This window comes from Carnobacterium sp. GW821-FHT04C06 (assembly GCF_059420345.1).
The window spans coordinates 105,480-120,632 of record NZ_JBWKTN010000006.1 but is presented as its reverse complement, the minus strand read 5'-3'; the positions used below and the strand labels follow the sequence as shown (position 1 = coordinate 120,632).

The following is a 15,153-nucleotide window of genomic DNA, read 5'->3' as shown; positions in this document are numbered from 1 at the left end:
TCCTTAAGGATACAAATAAGAGCATTTTCTTACAGAATTTTATTTTAACATATTCAATGAGCGTTCTGCCTAAATTTGATCAAAGACAATTTTCATAATTCTTTAAGAAAACCTACTTTTTTTATAATCCTTTTCGTCCAATAACTGGAAAGAATTTTGCTGTTTTTTTAGCATATTCGATAAAATCAGGACGATCTTTGTATTTTTTTTCTAATAGTGGAACACCAGATACATATAATAACAACAAGGTAATGATAATTGGTCCAATAATTCCCCACAAGTTAGCTACTGTTGTTAGTGTGATAACATAAATCCCCCACCAACTAAGAGCTTCGCCAAAATAATTGGGATGACGAGTCAATGACCATAGCCCAGTTGTCAATAACTGTCCATGATTTTCAGCATGCTGTTTAAATTTTGTTAATTGCCAATCCCCAACAACTTCAAAGAAGAAACCAATTCCCCAAATCGCAATCCCCACTGTATTCCACCAATAAAAAGAATCAACTTTTGTCGTATTTATCAATAAAATAGGCAGTGAAACGATGTAAAGCAACACACCTTGTAAAACAAAAACGTTTAAATACGCTTTTAATCGCGGAAAATGATTTCCCCAGCGTTTGCGCATATTAACATAACGATAATCTTCCGGCTTCCCAATATTACGACGAGCTAGGTGATAAAACAATCGCATCCCCCAAATCAAGACTAACAGAGTTACCCACATTCCAGCAAAGGTTGGCGTTCCAGTTGAAAAATAAGATGCTAACGCCACAATAATAAAACCCGGTCCCCATGCCAAATCAACAATTGAATTATTATTTAATAGCTGGGCAATAATAAACAATATCGTAAAATAAATAACTAATAAAACACCACTTAACACATAAGCATTTCCCATTTAAATCTCCTCCATTTCCCTATCTTCCATCGACAAAGCGATAGCAATACATTCTTCCCCTGCACTCATTGCAACTACTGTAGAAATCTCCATTAAATAGTGAGGTTCAAATCCTAGTTCAGCTTTCACTTGATTAGCAAACCGTTTTGCCCGTTTTTCATCATTTGCGTGAATGATCGCATAGCGTTTAATTGAGTGGTGTCGTTGCATTTTTTTTACTTCCTTCAATAAACGTTTTTCATTTGACTTTGTGCTAAAAGTCACACCTTCCACAGATCCGCCACCTTCTTCATTCAAGCTGACAATTGGTTTTAAGTGAACTTTTTGAGCAATTTTCCCGACAATACCAGGTAACCTTCCCGATTGAATCATAGCATCCAATTGATTCACACTCACTAAGATTTTAGTAGTAGCACGTGCATCAACTACCCTGGCAACAATTGTATCAAAGGATTCTCCTTTTGCAATCCACTCCGCTGCCTCCATCACCAATAACCCTTCTGCAGCCGAATTTTGCTTAGAATCAATAATAGCTATCTTGGTTCCTTTTTGCTGAAACTTCTTTGCGCCTTCTTTGATTGAAGAATAAGTTCCGCTCAGAGCACTCGCAACTGTGACAACAATAATTTCTTGATACCTTGTTTCTAAATAAGAAAAAAGATTTTCAATCGCTTTAAGACTCGGTTGGGAGGAACTTGCAGTGCCATTTTCGACGCGGTTCATTTCATAAAATTCTGTTGGTTGAATAGTGAGTTTATCCAAATAATTAACATCGTTAATAATCAAGTTCATAGGCAACACATGGATTTGTTCTTTTAAAACGAACTCTGCTGGTAAATCAGCAATTGAATCCGTTACAAGGGCAATTGGATATTTTTGATTGGTATTCACTTCAAATTGCAACAGCATATCATCTGCTTTTTGCTGCAAAATACGCCCCATCTTGCATAAACGGCGCATCACTTCTGCAGGTTGATTGGAATGAATATGAATACGTGCTTTTTTAGACCCCGTTGCTACTACCATCGAATCTCCCAAATCTTGAAGTAACGCTTTTATTTCTTCCTGTACAAGATCTTCTCCTTCGATTAAAACCTCAGTGCAATACCGATTTAGTGGAACGCTATCAAATTGGTGATGCGACTGACTTACATCTACACTCAACTGTTCTTGAATAAGAGCAGAATCAATGATTGATTCTGTTTCTCCTTGTCGACAAATCATCTCCGTAAAACCTTCGAGAAACAAAACAAAACCTTTTGCTCCAGCATCTACAACATTATTTTTTTGTAAAATTTTTAACTGCTTTGGAGTTTCCTTTAATGCGTATCGCGCGTTGTCTAACCCTCTACTTAATGTTATTTTCAAGTCCGCTTCTTTTGCATCAAGTGATTCTGCCCAAGCTCGAATAACCGTAATCATCGTGCCTTCCATTGGATTTTCAATCGCGGCATACGCATCTTTAACAGCCGCCTTTGCACTTTCTACAAAATTCAATGAAGAAAATAACGCTTCTTTTTCAATTTGTTTTGCAAATCCATTCAAATATTGGGCAAAAATAATACCCGAATTTCCCCTAGCACTCACTAATGCAGCTTCTGCAACAGCATCAAAAACTTCCTTAATAGACTGGAATTGTTGTCCAGTTTCTTCAATAATCCCCTGCATTAAAGAAGCCAGATTGCTTCCGGTATCCCCATCTGCTACTGGAAATACATTCATATCATTGAGTGACTTTTTTTTATTAATAACAGAAATAGCTCCTTGCTGAAAAGCTAATCTTAGTTGTTCTTTATCAATTACTCTATTAGATTCCATTAGTTCCCCCATCTTTACTCCCTGCCTTAATTATTCTAATGCCATTGAAAATGTTTTGCTATCAAATAAACAACCCCAGCTGTGGCACTATTTAAAACCGTACCCCAAATCAAATCAAGGATCGTAACTAGTGTCGACCAATCTTTCAACGTCGCCAAATTGGTTAAATCATATGTTCCATAACAAATTAAGCCGAAAAAACCACCTGTGATGAGCGCTGTGAGTAAGGAACCTTTTTCTAGTGACGGATTGATTACAAAGAAAATCAATCCTGCAATAAATAACAAATAAAAAATAGCTGCTGGTAGTACTTTAGTTTGACCCATCAAATGACCAATTTCCTTTTGGTAAACATTTTTAGCAATAAATAATAACCAAATTAAATCAATAATCAAAAAAACAAAAACTGTTGTGAGATAAATTTTAGCATAATAACCCATTGTTCTCTCCTCCTTTTTTACTCTTAAAAATATGACTTATTATAACAAACCTACACTTTAATTAGCGAATACTTTGATTGCAGTTTAATCGATTGACAGTTTTAAGCTTTAGTTGTATGATGAATAAAAGCTTACTATTTGTAAGTTATAAACTTTTAATTAAAGGAGTATCTCTACTATGAAAATTGATATTTGGTCAGACTTTGTATGTCCATTTTGTTATATCGGAAAACGCCATTTAGAAGCAGCTCTTGGAGATGAAAAAGATGTTGAAATTATTTTTCACAGCTTTGAACTTGATCCAAACACCGCTATCCATCACGATGAAGACATTCACCAATTGATTGCCACAAAATACGGGATTAGTTACGATCAATCCAAAGCAAATAACGCTCACATTCAACAAATGGCTGCAAACGTTGGGTTAGATTATGACTTTGACCATATGCAGTCAACGAACAGCTTCACCATCCATCGTTTAGCACAATTTGCTAAAGAACAAGGACTTGGAAATGAATTTGTTGAAGCAGGTATGCATGCTTACTTTACGGAAGCCGCTTTTTTGAATGACGAAGAAACATTAGTTGCTATCGCTAAAAAAGTAGGATTGGACGAAGCTAGAACTCGTGAAATCATCCATTCAACAGAATATACAGCGCCTGTTCGGGTCGACGAAACCAAAGCAATGGAATTGGGCATTCAAAGTGTTCCTTTCTTTTTAATTGATGACCAATACGCTTTAAGTGGTGCTCAACCAATTGAAACCTTTAAATCTGTTTTGGCTCAAATTAAAGAAAAATCAGCAACTTCAGCACCCATCGCTTCTACTGATGCTAATTGTGAAGGAGATTCTTGTACAATTTAACTAAAAAGCAGTTTCCTGAATATTTTTCGCCATCTGACTCATTATCGGATGGTTTTTTATTTTTTTCTATTGCTATTCTTTTAAATACTTGTTTAAATTAAAAGAAAACCTTTACAAAAAGAAGGAGGCATTTCCATGTTAAAAAAAATCCATACCGATTCAGCACCAGCAGCGATTGGACCTTATTCTCAAGCGATTGCTGTCGGCGACACACTCTACACATCTGGCCAAATCCCAGTTGATCCTACCACTGGAAAAGTTGTCGCAGCTACAATTTCCCAGCAAACTGAACAAGTCATGAAAAACCTAGCTGCTGTTTTAAATGAAGGCAACAGTGATTTACAACACGTTATCAAAACAACTTGCTTCTTAGCAAATATGTCAGACTTTGCTGAATTCAATCAAGTTTATGAGGTCTCCTTTGGCGAACACAAACCCGCTCGCTCTTGCGTAGCAGTAAAAGATTTACCTCTTGGGGTTTTAGTTGAAATAGAAGCAATTGCTATCATCAATTAATTGAAACAAAAAACGATCTATTCCCAACTAAACATCATTAGTTAAGAATAGATCGTTTTTCATTTCGATTCCATTTCATCAGAGATTTTAAATACATAGTTGTCTAATTCAAATAGCTCCCTTAAAATTTCTTCCACTTGGTTAAATAATTGATTGACTTCATTGATTTTATTCGAACATTCGATTGTTTTATGTCCTTCGTAAATGAATTGATCGTACGCTTCAATTAATTTTACTTGTTGCACGCCTTTAGTAAATAAGGTGAATTCATCCATCATCTGAACTTCAAAACTCTGTTTCCACCCCTCCGTTAAGACAATCGTCATTACAACAGTATTGACTGACAGGCCATCTAATGCTATTTCTCTGCCATTTACCAATAACGTATAGCAAACACTTTTCACAATCCCACAAGCATTGCATCCACCTTCAGTTAAATCAACAGACTTGCTAAGAACAATCTCTTTCATTTTTTACCTCCACTTACAATGACTTATATTAGTTAAATTATACTACTTTTTAGTGACAAGAACACTTTAATTATTCATCATTTAGCATTCTTATCACAATCACGTTTTATATTCGTTCTTTTAATCCAAATGTAGCGAACAATCAAATATCCATGTTAATTTTTTGGGTACATCGCCACATGGAACATGCTAAAATCGGTTTATACTATTCAATGAAAGGAAGGGCTCCAGATGATAACAAATCAAGCAAAAATCGACCTCTATTACCAAATGCTCCTTGAAAAAAATTCAACTTTCGAAGGTGTCTTTTACGCTGGAATCAAAACAACTGGCATTTTTTGTCGCCCTACTTGTCCCGCGCGAAAACCTAAGAAAGAAAACTGTGAATTTTTCGAAACTGCCAAAGAGGCAACCTTAGCTTCTTATCGCCCTTGCAAAAGATGCTTGCCTCTTTCAAATCCAAGTCACTTATCCCCTGAAGTAAAAAAATTGGTCCGCGCAATTGAAGAAAATCCAGAACGAAAATGGACAGATAGAGATTTCGATGCGCTTTCCATCAGTGCAAACACTGCTCGCAGACAATTTAAAAAGCAATTTGGTATGACCTTTATTGAATATGCTCGTTCAAGAAGGTTAGGGTTTGCTTTTGAACACATTCGTAAAGGAACCTCCTTTATCGACGCACAACTTAATACTGGTTACGAATCAAGCAATGGCTTTCGAGACGCCTTCACACGAACAATGGGCACCGTTCCAACCAAATCTGCTGATATTAAATTGCTCACTGCTCATTGGATTGAAACACCTCTTGGATCGATGCTAGCAATCGCTGATGAAAATGCGCTTTATTTGTTGGAATTTGTTGACCGTAGGGGCTTGGAAACTGAAATTGAAAAATTACGAAAACGAGCACACGCTGCTATTATTCCAGGAGCCAATTCCATTATCCAACAGATTTCCTCTGATTTAACCAACTATTTCAATGGCACACTAACCCAATTTACGACTCCCATCCACTACCTAGGATCTGATTTTCAAAAAAGTGTTTGGGACGAACTTCAAAAAATACCAGCTGGCACGACTCTTTCCTATAAAGAACTTGCCGAAAAAATAAACAATCCAAAAGGCTACCGTGCCGTTGCCCGTGCAAATGGTACAAATCAGCTTTCTTTAATTGTCCCTTGTCACCGCGTCATCAATACAAATGGCGCCTTAGGAGGCTATGGCGGAGGTGTAGATCGTAAGGAATGGTTATTAAAACATGAAATAAAACACTACAACAGAAAAAGCAACTAGGAAAAATTCCCAGTCGCTTTTTCTTACTTTTCAGATTTCTTCATAAACCCAACTAAAACGGTAAACAACGGTGTCAAATAACAAAAGAAAGCAAATGGCAAGTATTGCAAGGTCCCAATTCCAAGCGTCCCTGCAATAAATACACCACTCACGCCCCATGGAATTAGTGGGTTGAAGGTCGCTCCCGCATCTGACAAGGTTCTAGATAGATACTTATCAGGTAAATCAATTTTACGATAGTTCTCTTTATAAGCCTTACCTGGCAAAATAATAGAGAGATATTGTTCGCCAATCAATAAATTGACCCCAATTGAACTTAAAGCCGTCATTAAAATCAAACGCCCTTTTGTCTTCATCAAATCCTCTACCTGTTGCAAAATCGTTTCTATAATACGCAATTTCACTAACAGTCCACCAAGCGACAGGGCTAAAATAATCAATGAAACCGACCACATCATGCTTTGCATCCCACCACGAGTCAATAGCGTATCGACATTTTCAACCCCTGTTTTCGATACAAACCCATCTTGAATCCAAGAACCAACAGAAGCAATTGTAGTAGATGGATGATAAATGTAACGCACCACAATTGACAATACAATACTCGTTAAAAGAGTAGGAATCGCAGGCACTTTACGCCATGCGGCAATAAATAAAATTAAAACAGGAAATAACGTAATTGGAGAAATCGTATAAAACTGATGCAGCGTATCTGTAATAACTTGTAAATCATCACCAGCTGCACCTTTTACTGGATGAAAACCAAGAGAAATAAACGCAATAAGAGAAAGAACGAAGGCTGGAAAAACCGTCCACAACTCATTTTTAATATGCTCAAATAGATCAACTTCAGCAATTGCTGCTGAAAGATTTGCTGTATCCGATAAAGGAGAAATACTGTTCCCTAGAAAAGCTCCGGAAACAATTGCTCCAGTTGTAATAGCTGGATTAAATCCCATGATTTGTCCCATTCCAAAAAAGGCAATTCCCACTGTTGAAATCGTCGTAAAGGAACTTCCTACCGTTGCACCAACAACTCCACAAATAATAAAAACTGTTGGCAAAAAGAATTTAACAGACAAGACGCTAAATCCATACACCATAATCGTGGGAATCGTTCCTGCAGCAATCCAAACACTGATTAACGCACCAATCAAAATGAAAATAATAATCGGAACCAAACCTGGCGTAATCCCTTCCTGAATGCCCTCATGAATTGTCTTCCAAGATACTTCTTTCACTGCAGCAAATAAAATGACCAATGCTAAGGCAAATAAAATCGCCACATGAGCTGGCAGTTTAAAGCCAATAATACAAGTTCCAATCATTGCTAATAAAACAACTAAAAGAAACATTGCTTCTTTAATCGTTACATCCTTCTTCATCTTTTGCGCTTCCTTTCTTCTCTTTTCATTCACCTAATAAATTAACGTCTTGAGTACGCTCCGTGCCAAACTGGACCAATAAATTGGTTTAAGGCAAATCCTTCTTCAATGCCACAATAAACAAAGTCTTTTGCTTTTATCACAGCCTCTTTTGCCGATAAACCATTGGCTAAACCAGCAGTTACAGCAGCTGCAAAGGTACAGCCTGCACCATGATTGTGATTTCCTTCAATTTTAGGTGATTTTAGTAGCATAAATTCTTCCCCATCATAAAACAAATCAATCGCTTCTTGACTAGTTAACCCTTTTCCGCCCTTAATGACAACATTTTTGGCTCCTAAAGCAATAATTTTAGCGGCGGCTACTTTCATATCTTCCACTGTTTCAAGTGGTTTCATTTCTGCTAATTGACTGGCTTCAAATAAATTTGGCGTTGTAATGGTTGCTTTGGGAATCAATAATTGACGCATACTGCTAACATTTTCAGGCTGTAAAACCTCTGCTTCACCTTTACAAACCATCACTGGATCAATCACGATTTGTTCAATAGCACCTGTTTCTAACATTTGACTCACCTGTTCAATGGTTTCAACTGTCCCAAGCATACCTGTTTTCATTGCTTTAAATGGCCCACACGCTAATGCCGTTGCCAATTCTTTTTCAATGATTGATTCTGCTATTGGAAAAACGTCATGATGCCAAAAATTCGCTGGGTCCATTGTCACAATCGATGTGACCACACTAATACCGTAAGTGCCATATTCTTCAAATGTTTTTAAGTCCGCTTGTAAGCCTGCTCCGCCACTTGTGTCAGAACCTGCAACTGTCAATACTCTTTGAATTTCCATCTAATCCCCATCTTTCCACCAAATTTAGTTGCTTGTTATACAAAGAAATGTATAGCAGAATGCGCTCCACTATACATTACTGTAAACCAGCCTTCGCTATTTTCCTTGCGCAGACAGTAGTTCTATTCAGAAAATCCAAGCCAACTCGGAATTAGTTGAATACCGATTTCAAGTCAGCTAAGACTTACATTTTCGTTCAATTAGTTTTCTTCAGCATAGATTGCTTCTAATTTACTTTGAATTGCTGCTTCAATTTTAGCTGCATATTCGTCAAATACTTCTTTATCATTCATATATGGTGACATTGCAGAAGCACGTAAGATGGTTACTTTGTCAGCACGTTCCCATTCTTTACGTGAGAAACCTAAACCATTTACAAATTCAAATGGGCTGTGTCCATATTCTTCAATCGCAAAGTCAGTATGTGAAGTGATAAATTCATTGTTGTATAAACCACCTTTTGCATATGAAGCATAATCATAGAAATCATGGTTTAATTTGTTCATTTTCACTAAGTCAGTGTTGCCTTTTTCGTTGAATACATAATCTACCATGTTGAAATCTGGTTTTGTTAATGCATGCAATTCAATTGTTTTGTCGCCAACTTTGAATTCTTTGCCGTCGATAAAGTGATAGAAGTGATAAGCTCCTTCAATGCTTGCACCCATTAATTTACCGTAACCAGTTACGTTTAATGGCAATACTTTGTGTGCAGTCCATACAGCAGCTGCAGTTGCGCCGGCTTTTGAACCTTCAAGAATATATGCACCTAATAAGGCTGGAATATCCGCACCTTTTTCAAATACATACGTTGCAAAGTAAGAAATAACGTCACGCATGCGGATATCTTTAATTACAACACCACCTGCAGAGTAAGGGATATAACCCATTTTATGAGGGTCGATTGTAACAGATTCTGCTAAGCTGATTGCTTTGAATGATTCATAAACTTCTCTTGTTAACCAATCATTTTTTTCCATGAAGATACCGTTTTTAGCGTAAACAGCTTCGATTTGATCCCATTCAATAAATTCATCGTTTTCATCTAAGAAGATTGAACGTCCATAACCACCGTATGCAGCATCAACGTGTACATAGAAGTAAATACCTTCTGCAGCTAATTTATCGCGTAATGCAATAATTTGGTCGATACGGTCGATTTGACCTTCTTCAGTTGAACCAACAACACCTACTACCCCAAGAGTTGGAATACCTTGTGCAGCTAAATCACGAATTTGTGCTTCCAATTTATCAATATCCATACGGTATTCACTGTTTACTTCACCAGCGATCACTTGGTCTAAACCAATACCGATAATATCAGCAGCTTTTAACCATGAATAATGTTTTGTTTGTGGCACAATCCATTTACCTAATTTTTCTAAGTTTTTACCACTACGCGCTGAACGTGCTTTAATTTCGTCAAATTGATCTTGAAGTTGGTCTAAAATGTTTAGAACTTCTTCAGTAGACATATTTAATAATTCCCATTCAGATTTACCTGCAACCATTTCTGGTGCTACTTCTTGGATAGCAAATGGCAATGATTTCATATTACGTGCATACCATAAGCCTTCTAAGTTAGCGATTGAACCATCAGCTGCGATGTGTCCCCAACCATTTTTATAACCCATCAATGTTGCAAATTCCATTCCGACTTCTTCTTCCATTTGAGAAGTTGCTGGAGATGATTCGTAAGCCACGTTGTTTCCGTTCCAAAGCATTGCAGTTGTATAAGCAATAATGGCTGGCATTAATGTTTCAGAGTTCATATGACCCCAGAAACGACCTGCTGAGTGCCATGGAAGTGATTCAGTACGTAAACGTGAAGACAATACGTTAAATACGCTTCTCATGTTATCTGCTGTTGCTTGGAATTCTTTTGAACTTCTGTCTTGTGGAGTAATTACTGGTAAATCTTGAGGCATGTAGTTTTGTCTCCAACCAACGTGTTCGTCGATCATTTTGTTTAAAATTTCTTTGAATAAATCAACGTTTTCGCCTTTGTCGCCAAGGAATAAAGCTTTTAAATTAGTATCATCTGTATTAAATGTGTTTTTCATGATGTGTTCCTCCTGTAAAGTTGTTTTTGAGTGAAAGCAAGGACATTTGTATAGGATGTCAGATGCTTGTTATTTTTTATTGATTAATCTTGTTTTTTCCATTCTGGTTTTTTAAATTTGAAGATTAGTAACGCAATCACTACCATAATCACCGTTGCTGCTACTTGATAGATAATATAACCGATATGACCACTTTCAGAAATTGAAGATGGTGGAATCAAACTTACTAGAATTGTTACGATAACACTTAAGATTGAAAGTCCTGCAACAAACCACATTAAGCCATTGCCTTTACTTCCTAATCTAAATGGACGTTCTACTTCTGGCATTTTGTAACGTAATTTAATTGCTGAAATGGCAATCAATAGATAAACGATGCAATAAAGAATCGTTGTTGTAATCGTAATAATTAAGAACGCTGCACTAATATCTGGAATTACTACATATAAGAAAGATACAAGAGAGATAACGATTGCTTGGATCATGACAAATGTAATTGGAATTCCTTTAGCATTACGTTTTTGGAAGAATGGAGGAAGATTTCCTTCATCTGCCACTTTAATCATTGATTTACTTGGTCCTAAGACCCATGCACTTAATTGAACCAATACCCCAACTAAAATCATTAGTGAAATAATGTTATTGAAAATTGATGGAATCCCTAAGTCTTGCGTCATAATTACAAATGGTTGTGTAATATTTGCTAATTCCATTTTTCCTGCTGGTACGCTATCTGCCACACTTAAACCTGCTACTAAGTTGAAAACAACTAATAATAGAACAGATGCGATTACTGCGATTGGATAGTTGCGTTTTGGATTGTCGATATTATTTGCATGAACAGAAGAAATTTCAACCCCTGCAAAGATAAAGATAATTCCTGTTAATGTTGGTAAGCTTCCTAAATCACTGAAATCAGGTAATAGTTTACCAGCTTCAAAATGACCTAAATAGCTATCTGCATTAATTCCGTGTTTTGCCATATATAGCACGCCTAGAATCACTAGTGCTAAGAATGGGATATAAACACCGATAATTGCACCCCAGTCACCTGCGATTTTAACCATGTCAAATTTCAAGTTCAATAACGTAATTCCCCAATAAGAAATTAAAATCATCACGAAGATGAAAATATTGTTTGTACCAAGTTCTGGACGGTTAATAACATAACCTAGTAATACTCCAACTGTTGAAGCAACCATTACCATTCCAAAGAACATTTGCACCCATAATAACCAAGAAGTAACAAAACCCCATTTTTCGCCAAGTGCGTTACGCACCCAAACTTGAGGTCCTCCTTCTTCTGGCCAACCCGTTGATAACTCAGCTGACATTAACGCAATTGGTAATGCGAAGACACAGGCTGCTAATAACATATAGAAGATTTGCGACCATCCTGTTGAAGCTAACGTTGGAACACTACGAACCGTTCCAAAGAAGGCCATTGTAATTCCAATTAAACCAAATAATGATAATTTTTTAGATTTTCCCATAATAGCTTTACCACTCCTTTTTTAGTTTAGGAGTTTTCTGAGGTAATTGACTAATTGATAGCGCCAATAAAAATTCAATTAGTACCTTAAGTCAAAAAACTTCTATTAAATGTTGTTTTCGATTTATTTCACAATTCAAAAAAACAAATATACTAATGTTTCGATAACTTTATATAGTAATTTATACATTTTAAATTTGATTTTCAAATTCCAAATAAAATCGATAAACAATTGCTAACTTGTTAATACATGCGTTAGTTTAGTCCTCAAAAAGAAGTTTGTCAACAAGCTAAAAACCCTTTATATTAAAAGAAAATTAGACTTTTACCAACTTCTTTGTTAAGGGTTTTCGTTAAAGCTTCAACTCGTTAACGCATTAAAGAAACAGCGTGCAAAAGTATTTTCAGCTATTTATTTTTATGCATTTTTATCTAATTATACATAAATTTATCAATTCGAATAAAAACAAAAAAACAACTTAAATATAATTTTTTCACAAAAAGAAGCTTCATTAAAGACTTTTCAAGTCCCTAATTAAGAAAATCCCCACATTTGCGATTACGATTAAAAAAGACACGAATTCGACATTATCGAATTTTATACACAAACTTTCTTTCTATTTTTTTCGATTAAAAATTAACACATGCTACCATCATCACTTTTGTTCATTTCAACATGAAAAAAAAAGAAGTTAAAAATGAGAAAAAATCTCTTTTTACTCATTTTAATTCTCATCATTTTTTTAGTATTTTTAGTTAAAATAACACTTTGTTTTTTTAGAACAATCTGCCTCCAACAAAAAAAGCCCTAACTAAGTTCTGAAACTAGTTAAAGCCTTGCTCTTATTCTTCATCATTATTTGTTTGATCATTCTTTTCCAATTCAATTCGTTTAAACAACATATCATAAGAATTGTTCCCGTCAAAAAGGGAACGCTTCACTCGAGCAATTGTTGCTGTACTTGCGTGAGTCTCTTTTTCAATGACACTATATGTTTTCTTTTCATATAGCATTTTCGCAACTTGATAACGTTGCACCATCGTTTTAATCTCATTCAATGTTAGTAAGTCATCAAAAAAAGCAAAACATTCTTCTTTTGATTCCAATGCTAAAATACCATCAAAAAATTCATCTAGCATTTGATCGCGTATTTTATCTATCTGCAAAATCAAAACTCCTTTCACAAACTTATCTTGATTCCTTTTTTAATAGTATGCTCTTGGCTGATTATATCAAATTATTCACTAAAAGTCATGAAGTTATGTTAAGGAAAATAAAATGAAATTCTTTATTGAAATCAACTTTAGCAAAAATCACTTTTACTAAGTAAAAATAAAAAACTATTTAAAAAAAAGAATAAGCTTATTTTAATCTGTTTTCACTTCACTTTCATGCTCATATTTTTACTATTTAATAATTTGCTTGTTGACAAAGTTTTTTTCTTGGACTATACTTTGGTCAATCTCATAAATAACTTACTTTGAAAGAGCGCAGTAGCATGTTATCCCTGTTTGTAGAGAGCTAGAGGTCGGTGAAATCTAGTACAAATAACTTTTGCGAAGTACACTCTGGAGTTTCTTGACTAATCTCAAGCGTTTTACGAACGTTATCTAGTAAATGAGTGACATTTACAACTTTGCTTTTGAGTTGTTTATGTAATTTGGGTGGTAACACGGTTAATTCGTCCCTATTAAACTGAAACTTTATGTTTCGGTTTGGTAGGGACTTTTTTATATTTCTAACTAATTTGAAGGAGTGAAGAACACATGAACATTATTGATGAATTACAATGGCGCGATGCCATCAACCAACAAACTGACGCTGAGGGCTTAAGAGAACTTGTAGAGACGAAAAATATTTCATTGTACTGTGGAGTAGATCCAACTGGAGATAGTATGCATATTGGACATTTAATTCCATTTATGATGATGAAACGATTCCAATTGGCTGGACATCACCCTTACATTTTAATTGGAGGGGCAACTGGTACAATTGGCGATCCAAGTGGTCGTACATCCGAACGCCAACTGCAAACAATGGAACAAGTTCAAGCAAACGTAGACGCCTTAACGGCACAAATGCAAAGCCTATTCGACTTTGGTGGAAATGACGACGTGACAATGGTGAACAACTTTGACTGGACACATGATTTGACATTACTTGATTTCTTACGTGACTACGGTAAAAACTTTAACATCAACACAATGTTAGCTAAAGATATCGTTTCAAGTCGTTTAGAAACTGGAATCTCATTCACTGAGTTCACCTACCAAATTCTTCAATCAATGGATTACCTTCACCTATTCAAGCACCATGATGTTCAATTACAAATTGGTGGCGCGGATCAATGGGGCAATATCACTGCTGGTTTAGATTTGATTCGTAAAAAAGAAGGCGCTGAAGCGAAAGCCTTCGGTTTGACAATTCCTTTGATGTTAAAAGCGGATGGTACTAAATTTGGTAAAACTGCTGGTGGCGCAATTTGGTTAGATCCTAAGAAAACAACACCATTTGAGTTTTTCCAATTCTGGTTAAACCAAGATGATCGTGACGTTGTGAGATACTTGAAATTCTTCACTTTCTTAACAAAAGAAGAAATTGATGACCTTGCAAACAAAGTGGCAACAGAACCACATAAACGTGAAGCTCAAAAAACGTTAGCTAAAGAAATGACCAACTTTGTTCATGGTGCTGACGCATTAGCAGAAGCAGAAAAAATTACAGCTGCTTTATTCTCAGGTGACGTTAAAAATCTAAATGCGGATGAAATCGAAGAAGGCTTTAAAAATATGCCAACTTTCGAAGCAACTAAAGAAGAAAAAAATATTGTGGACTGGTTAGTTGATCTTGGAATCGAGCCTTCAAAACGCCAAGCCCGTGAAGATATTAACAACGGCGCAATTTCAATGAATGGGGAGAAAGTTGAAAGTGTGGATGCTGTCGCTTCTCCAAGCAACTCATTTGACGAACGTTTCATCTTAATTCGTAAAGGCAAGAAAAATTACTCATTAGTTAAACTAGTTTAATTTTAAAAAGGGATAAATTCGGTTTTATCCCT

At 35.8% G+C, this 15,153-nt stretch carries 13 protein-coding genes and 1 other annotated feature; of the genes, 4 read left to right on the top strand and 9 right to left on the bottom strand.

The genetic code is table 11. From position 1 onward, the window contains the following. Window positions 1-121: 121 nt before the first annotated feature. Genes AC07SW_RS11760 through AC07SW_RS11750 form a run of 3 tightly spaced genes read right to left on the bottom strand, consistent with a single transcriptional unit; the run spans window position 122 to window position 3,159 of the window. Window positions 122-901, bottom strand: a complete 780-nt coding sequence (locus AC07SW_RS11760) for a DUF1295 domain-containing protein (protein WP_034573096.1) — start codon at window positions 899-901, stop codon at window positions 122-124. Next, window positions 902-2,719 carry a DAK2 domain-containing protein gene (locus AC07SW_RS11755; protein WP_463685245.1) on the bottom strand — a complete coding sequence of 606 codons (1,818 nt, stop codon included), beginning with the start codon at window positions 2,717-2,719 and terminating at the stop codon, window positions 902-904. It abuts the gene before it with no gap. A gap of 35 nt (window positions 2,720-2,754) precedes the next feature. Continuing rightward, window positions 2,755-3,159, bottom strand: a complete 405-nt coding sequence (locus AC07SW_RS11750; protein WP_034573093.1) for a DUF2177 family protein — start codon at window positions 3,157-3,159, stop codon at window positions 2,755-2,757. 178 nt (window positions 3,160-3,337) lie between these two features. On the opposite strand from AC07SW_RS11750, the gene AC07SW_RS11745 reads away from it, so the two are divergent. Both AC07SW_RS11745 and AC07SW_RS11740 read left to right on the top strand, forming a co-directional pair. Next, window positions 3,338-4,024 carry a DsbA family oxidoreductase gene (locus AC07SW_RS11745; protein ID WP_119907266.1) on the top strand — a complete coding sequence of 229 codons (687 nt, stop codon included), beginning with the start codon at window positions 3,338-3,340 and terminating at the stop codon, window positions 4,022-4,024. A 135-nt stretch (window positions 4,025-4,159) separates the two neighbouring features. Further along, window positions 4,160-4,540, top strand: coding sequence for a RidA family protein (locus tag AC07SW_RS11740; protein ID WP_135018016.1), 381 nt, complete (start codon window positions 4,160-4,162; stop codon window positions 4,538-4,540). Between the two features lie 59 nt (window positions 4,541-4,599). Here the strand turns inward: AC07SW_RS11740 and AC07SW_RS11735 are convergent, their stop codons facing one another. After that, entirely contained in the window at window positions 4,600-5,010 is a 411-nt protein-coding gene (locus AC07SW_RS11735; RefSeq protein WP_135018017.1) for a DUF4809 family protein, read from the bottom strand. Between the two features lie 231 nt (window positions 5,011-5,241). Between AC07SW_RS11735 and AC07SW_RS11730 the strand changes: the two genes are divergently transcribed. Beyond that, window positions 5,242-6,306 carry a bifunctional transcriptional activator/DNA repair enzyme AdaA gene (locus AC07SW_RS11730; protein WP_119907269.1) on the top strand — a complete coding sequence of 355 codons (1,065 nt, stop codon included), beginning with the start codon at window positions 5,242-5,244 and terminating at the stop codon, window positions 6,304-6,306. Window positions 6,307-6,329: 23 nt separating this feature from the next. Here AC07SW_RS11730 and nhaC read toward each other — a convergent pair whose 3' ends face one another. The 5 genes from nhaC to AC07SW_RS11705 form a co-directional block, all read right to left on the bottom strand. Beyond that, entirely contained in the window at window positions 6,330-7,691 is a 1,362-nt protein-coding gene (gene nhaC, locus AC07SW_RS11725; protein ID WP_494632940.1) for a Na+/H+ antiporter NhaC, read from the bottom strand. Between the two features lie 41 nt (window positions 7,692-7,732). Next, window positions 7,733-8,539: a bifunctional hydroxymethylpyrimidine kinase/phosphomethylpyrimidine kinase gene (gene thiD / locus AC07SW_RS11720; protein WP_034573084.1), complete on the bottom strand. Its 807-nt coding sequence runs from the start codon at window positions 8,537-8,539 to the stop codon at window positions 7,733-7,735. Window positions 8,540-8,739: 200 nt separating this feature from the next. Continuing rightward, on the bottom strand, window positions 8,740-10,602 hold the full coding sequence (tdc, locus tag AC07SW_RS11715) for a tyrosine decarboxylase (RefSeq protein ID WP_034573082.1): 1,863 nt from the start codon (window positions 10,600-10,602) through the stop codon (window positions 8,740-8,742). An 83-nt stretch (window positions 10,603-10,685) separates the two neighbouring features. Further along, on the bottom strand, window positions 10,686-12,095 hold the full coding sequence (tyrP, locus tag AC07SW_RS11710; RefSeq protein WP_034573079.1) for a tyrosine-tyramine antiporter: 1,410 nt from the start codon (window positions 12,093-12,095) through the stop codon (window positions 10,686-10,688). Window positions 12,096-12,937: 842 nt separating this feature from the next. Beyond that, a complete protein-coding gene (locus AC07SW_RS11705; protein ID WP_034573077.1) occupies window positions 12,938-13,261 on the bottom strand; it encodes a YerC/YecD family TrpR-related protein in 324 nt (107 codons plus the stop codon). Window positions 13,262-13,566: 305 nt separating this feature from the next. After that, window positions 13,567-13,787: a binding site (T-box leader), on the top strand. Between the two features lie 74 nt (window positions 13,788-13,861). On the opposite strand from AC07SW_RS11705, the gene tyrS reads away from it, so the two are divergent. Next, entirely contained in the window at window positions 13,862-15,121 is a 1,260-nt protein-coding gene (tyrS, locus tag AC07SW_RS11700; protein WP_494632938.1) for a tyrosine--tRNA ligase, read from the top strand. Window positions 15,122-15,153 lie beyond the last annotated feature (32 nt).

What these genes read in the sequence shown, in the direction of transcription:
- AC07SW_RS11735 (WP_135018017.1), bottom strand. Translation starts at nt 5,010, where the DNA reads ATGAAAGAGATTGTTCTTAGCAAGTCTGTTGATTTAACTGAAGGTGGA.
- AC07SW_RS11750 (WP_034573093.1), bottom strand. Translation starts at nt 3,159, where the DNA reads ATGGGTTATTATGCTAAAATTTATCTCACAACAGTTTTTGTTTTTTTG.
- tyrP (WP_034573079.1), bottom strand. Translation starts at nt 12,095, where the DNA reads ATGGGAAAATCTAAAAAATTATCATTATTTGGTTTAATTGGAATTACA.
- AC07SW_RS11730 (WP_119907269.1), top strand. Translation starts at nt 5,242, where the DNA reads ATGATAACAAATCAAGCAAAAATCGACCTCTATTACCAAATGCTCCTT.
- AC07SW_RS11755 (WP_463685245.1), bottom strand. Translation starts at nt 2,719, where the DNA reads ATGGAATCTAATAGAGTAATTGATAAAGAACAACTAAGATTAGCTTTT.
- nhaC (WP_494632940.1), bottom strand. Translation starts at nt 7,691, where the DNA reads ATGAAGAAGGATGTAACGATTAAAGAAGCAATGTTTCTTTTAGTTGTT.
- tyrS (WP_494632938.1), top strand. Translation starts at nt 13,862, where the DNA reads ATGAACATTATTGATGAATTACAATGGCGCGATGCCATCAACCAACAA.
- tdc (WP_034573082.1), bottom strand. Translation starts at nt 10,602, where the DNA reads ATGAAAAACACATTTAATACAGATGATACTAATTTAAAAGCTTTATTC.
- AC07SW_RS11740 (WP_135018016.1), top strand. Translation starts at nt 4,160, where the DNA reads ATGTTAAAAAAAATCCATACCGATTCAGCACCAGCAGCGATTGGACCT.
- AC07SW_RS11760 (WP_034573096.1), bottom strand. Translation starts at nt 901, where the DNA reads ATGGGAAATGCTTATGTGTTAAGTGGTGTTTTATTAGTTATTTATTTT.
- AC07SW_RS11745 (WP_119907266.1), top strand. Translation starts at nt 3,338, where the DNA reads ATGAAAATTGATATTTGGTCAGACTTTGTATGTCCATTTTGTTATATC.
- thiD (WP_034573084.1), bottom strand. Translation starts at nt 8,539, where the DNA reads ATGGAAATTCAAAGAGTATTGACAGTTGCAGGTTCTGACACAAGTGGC.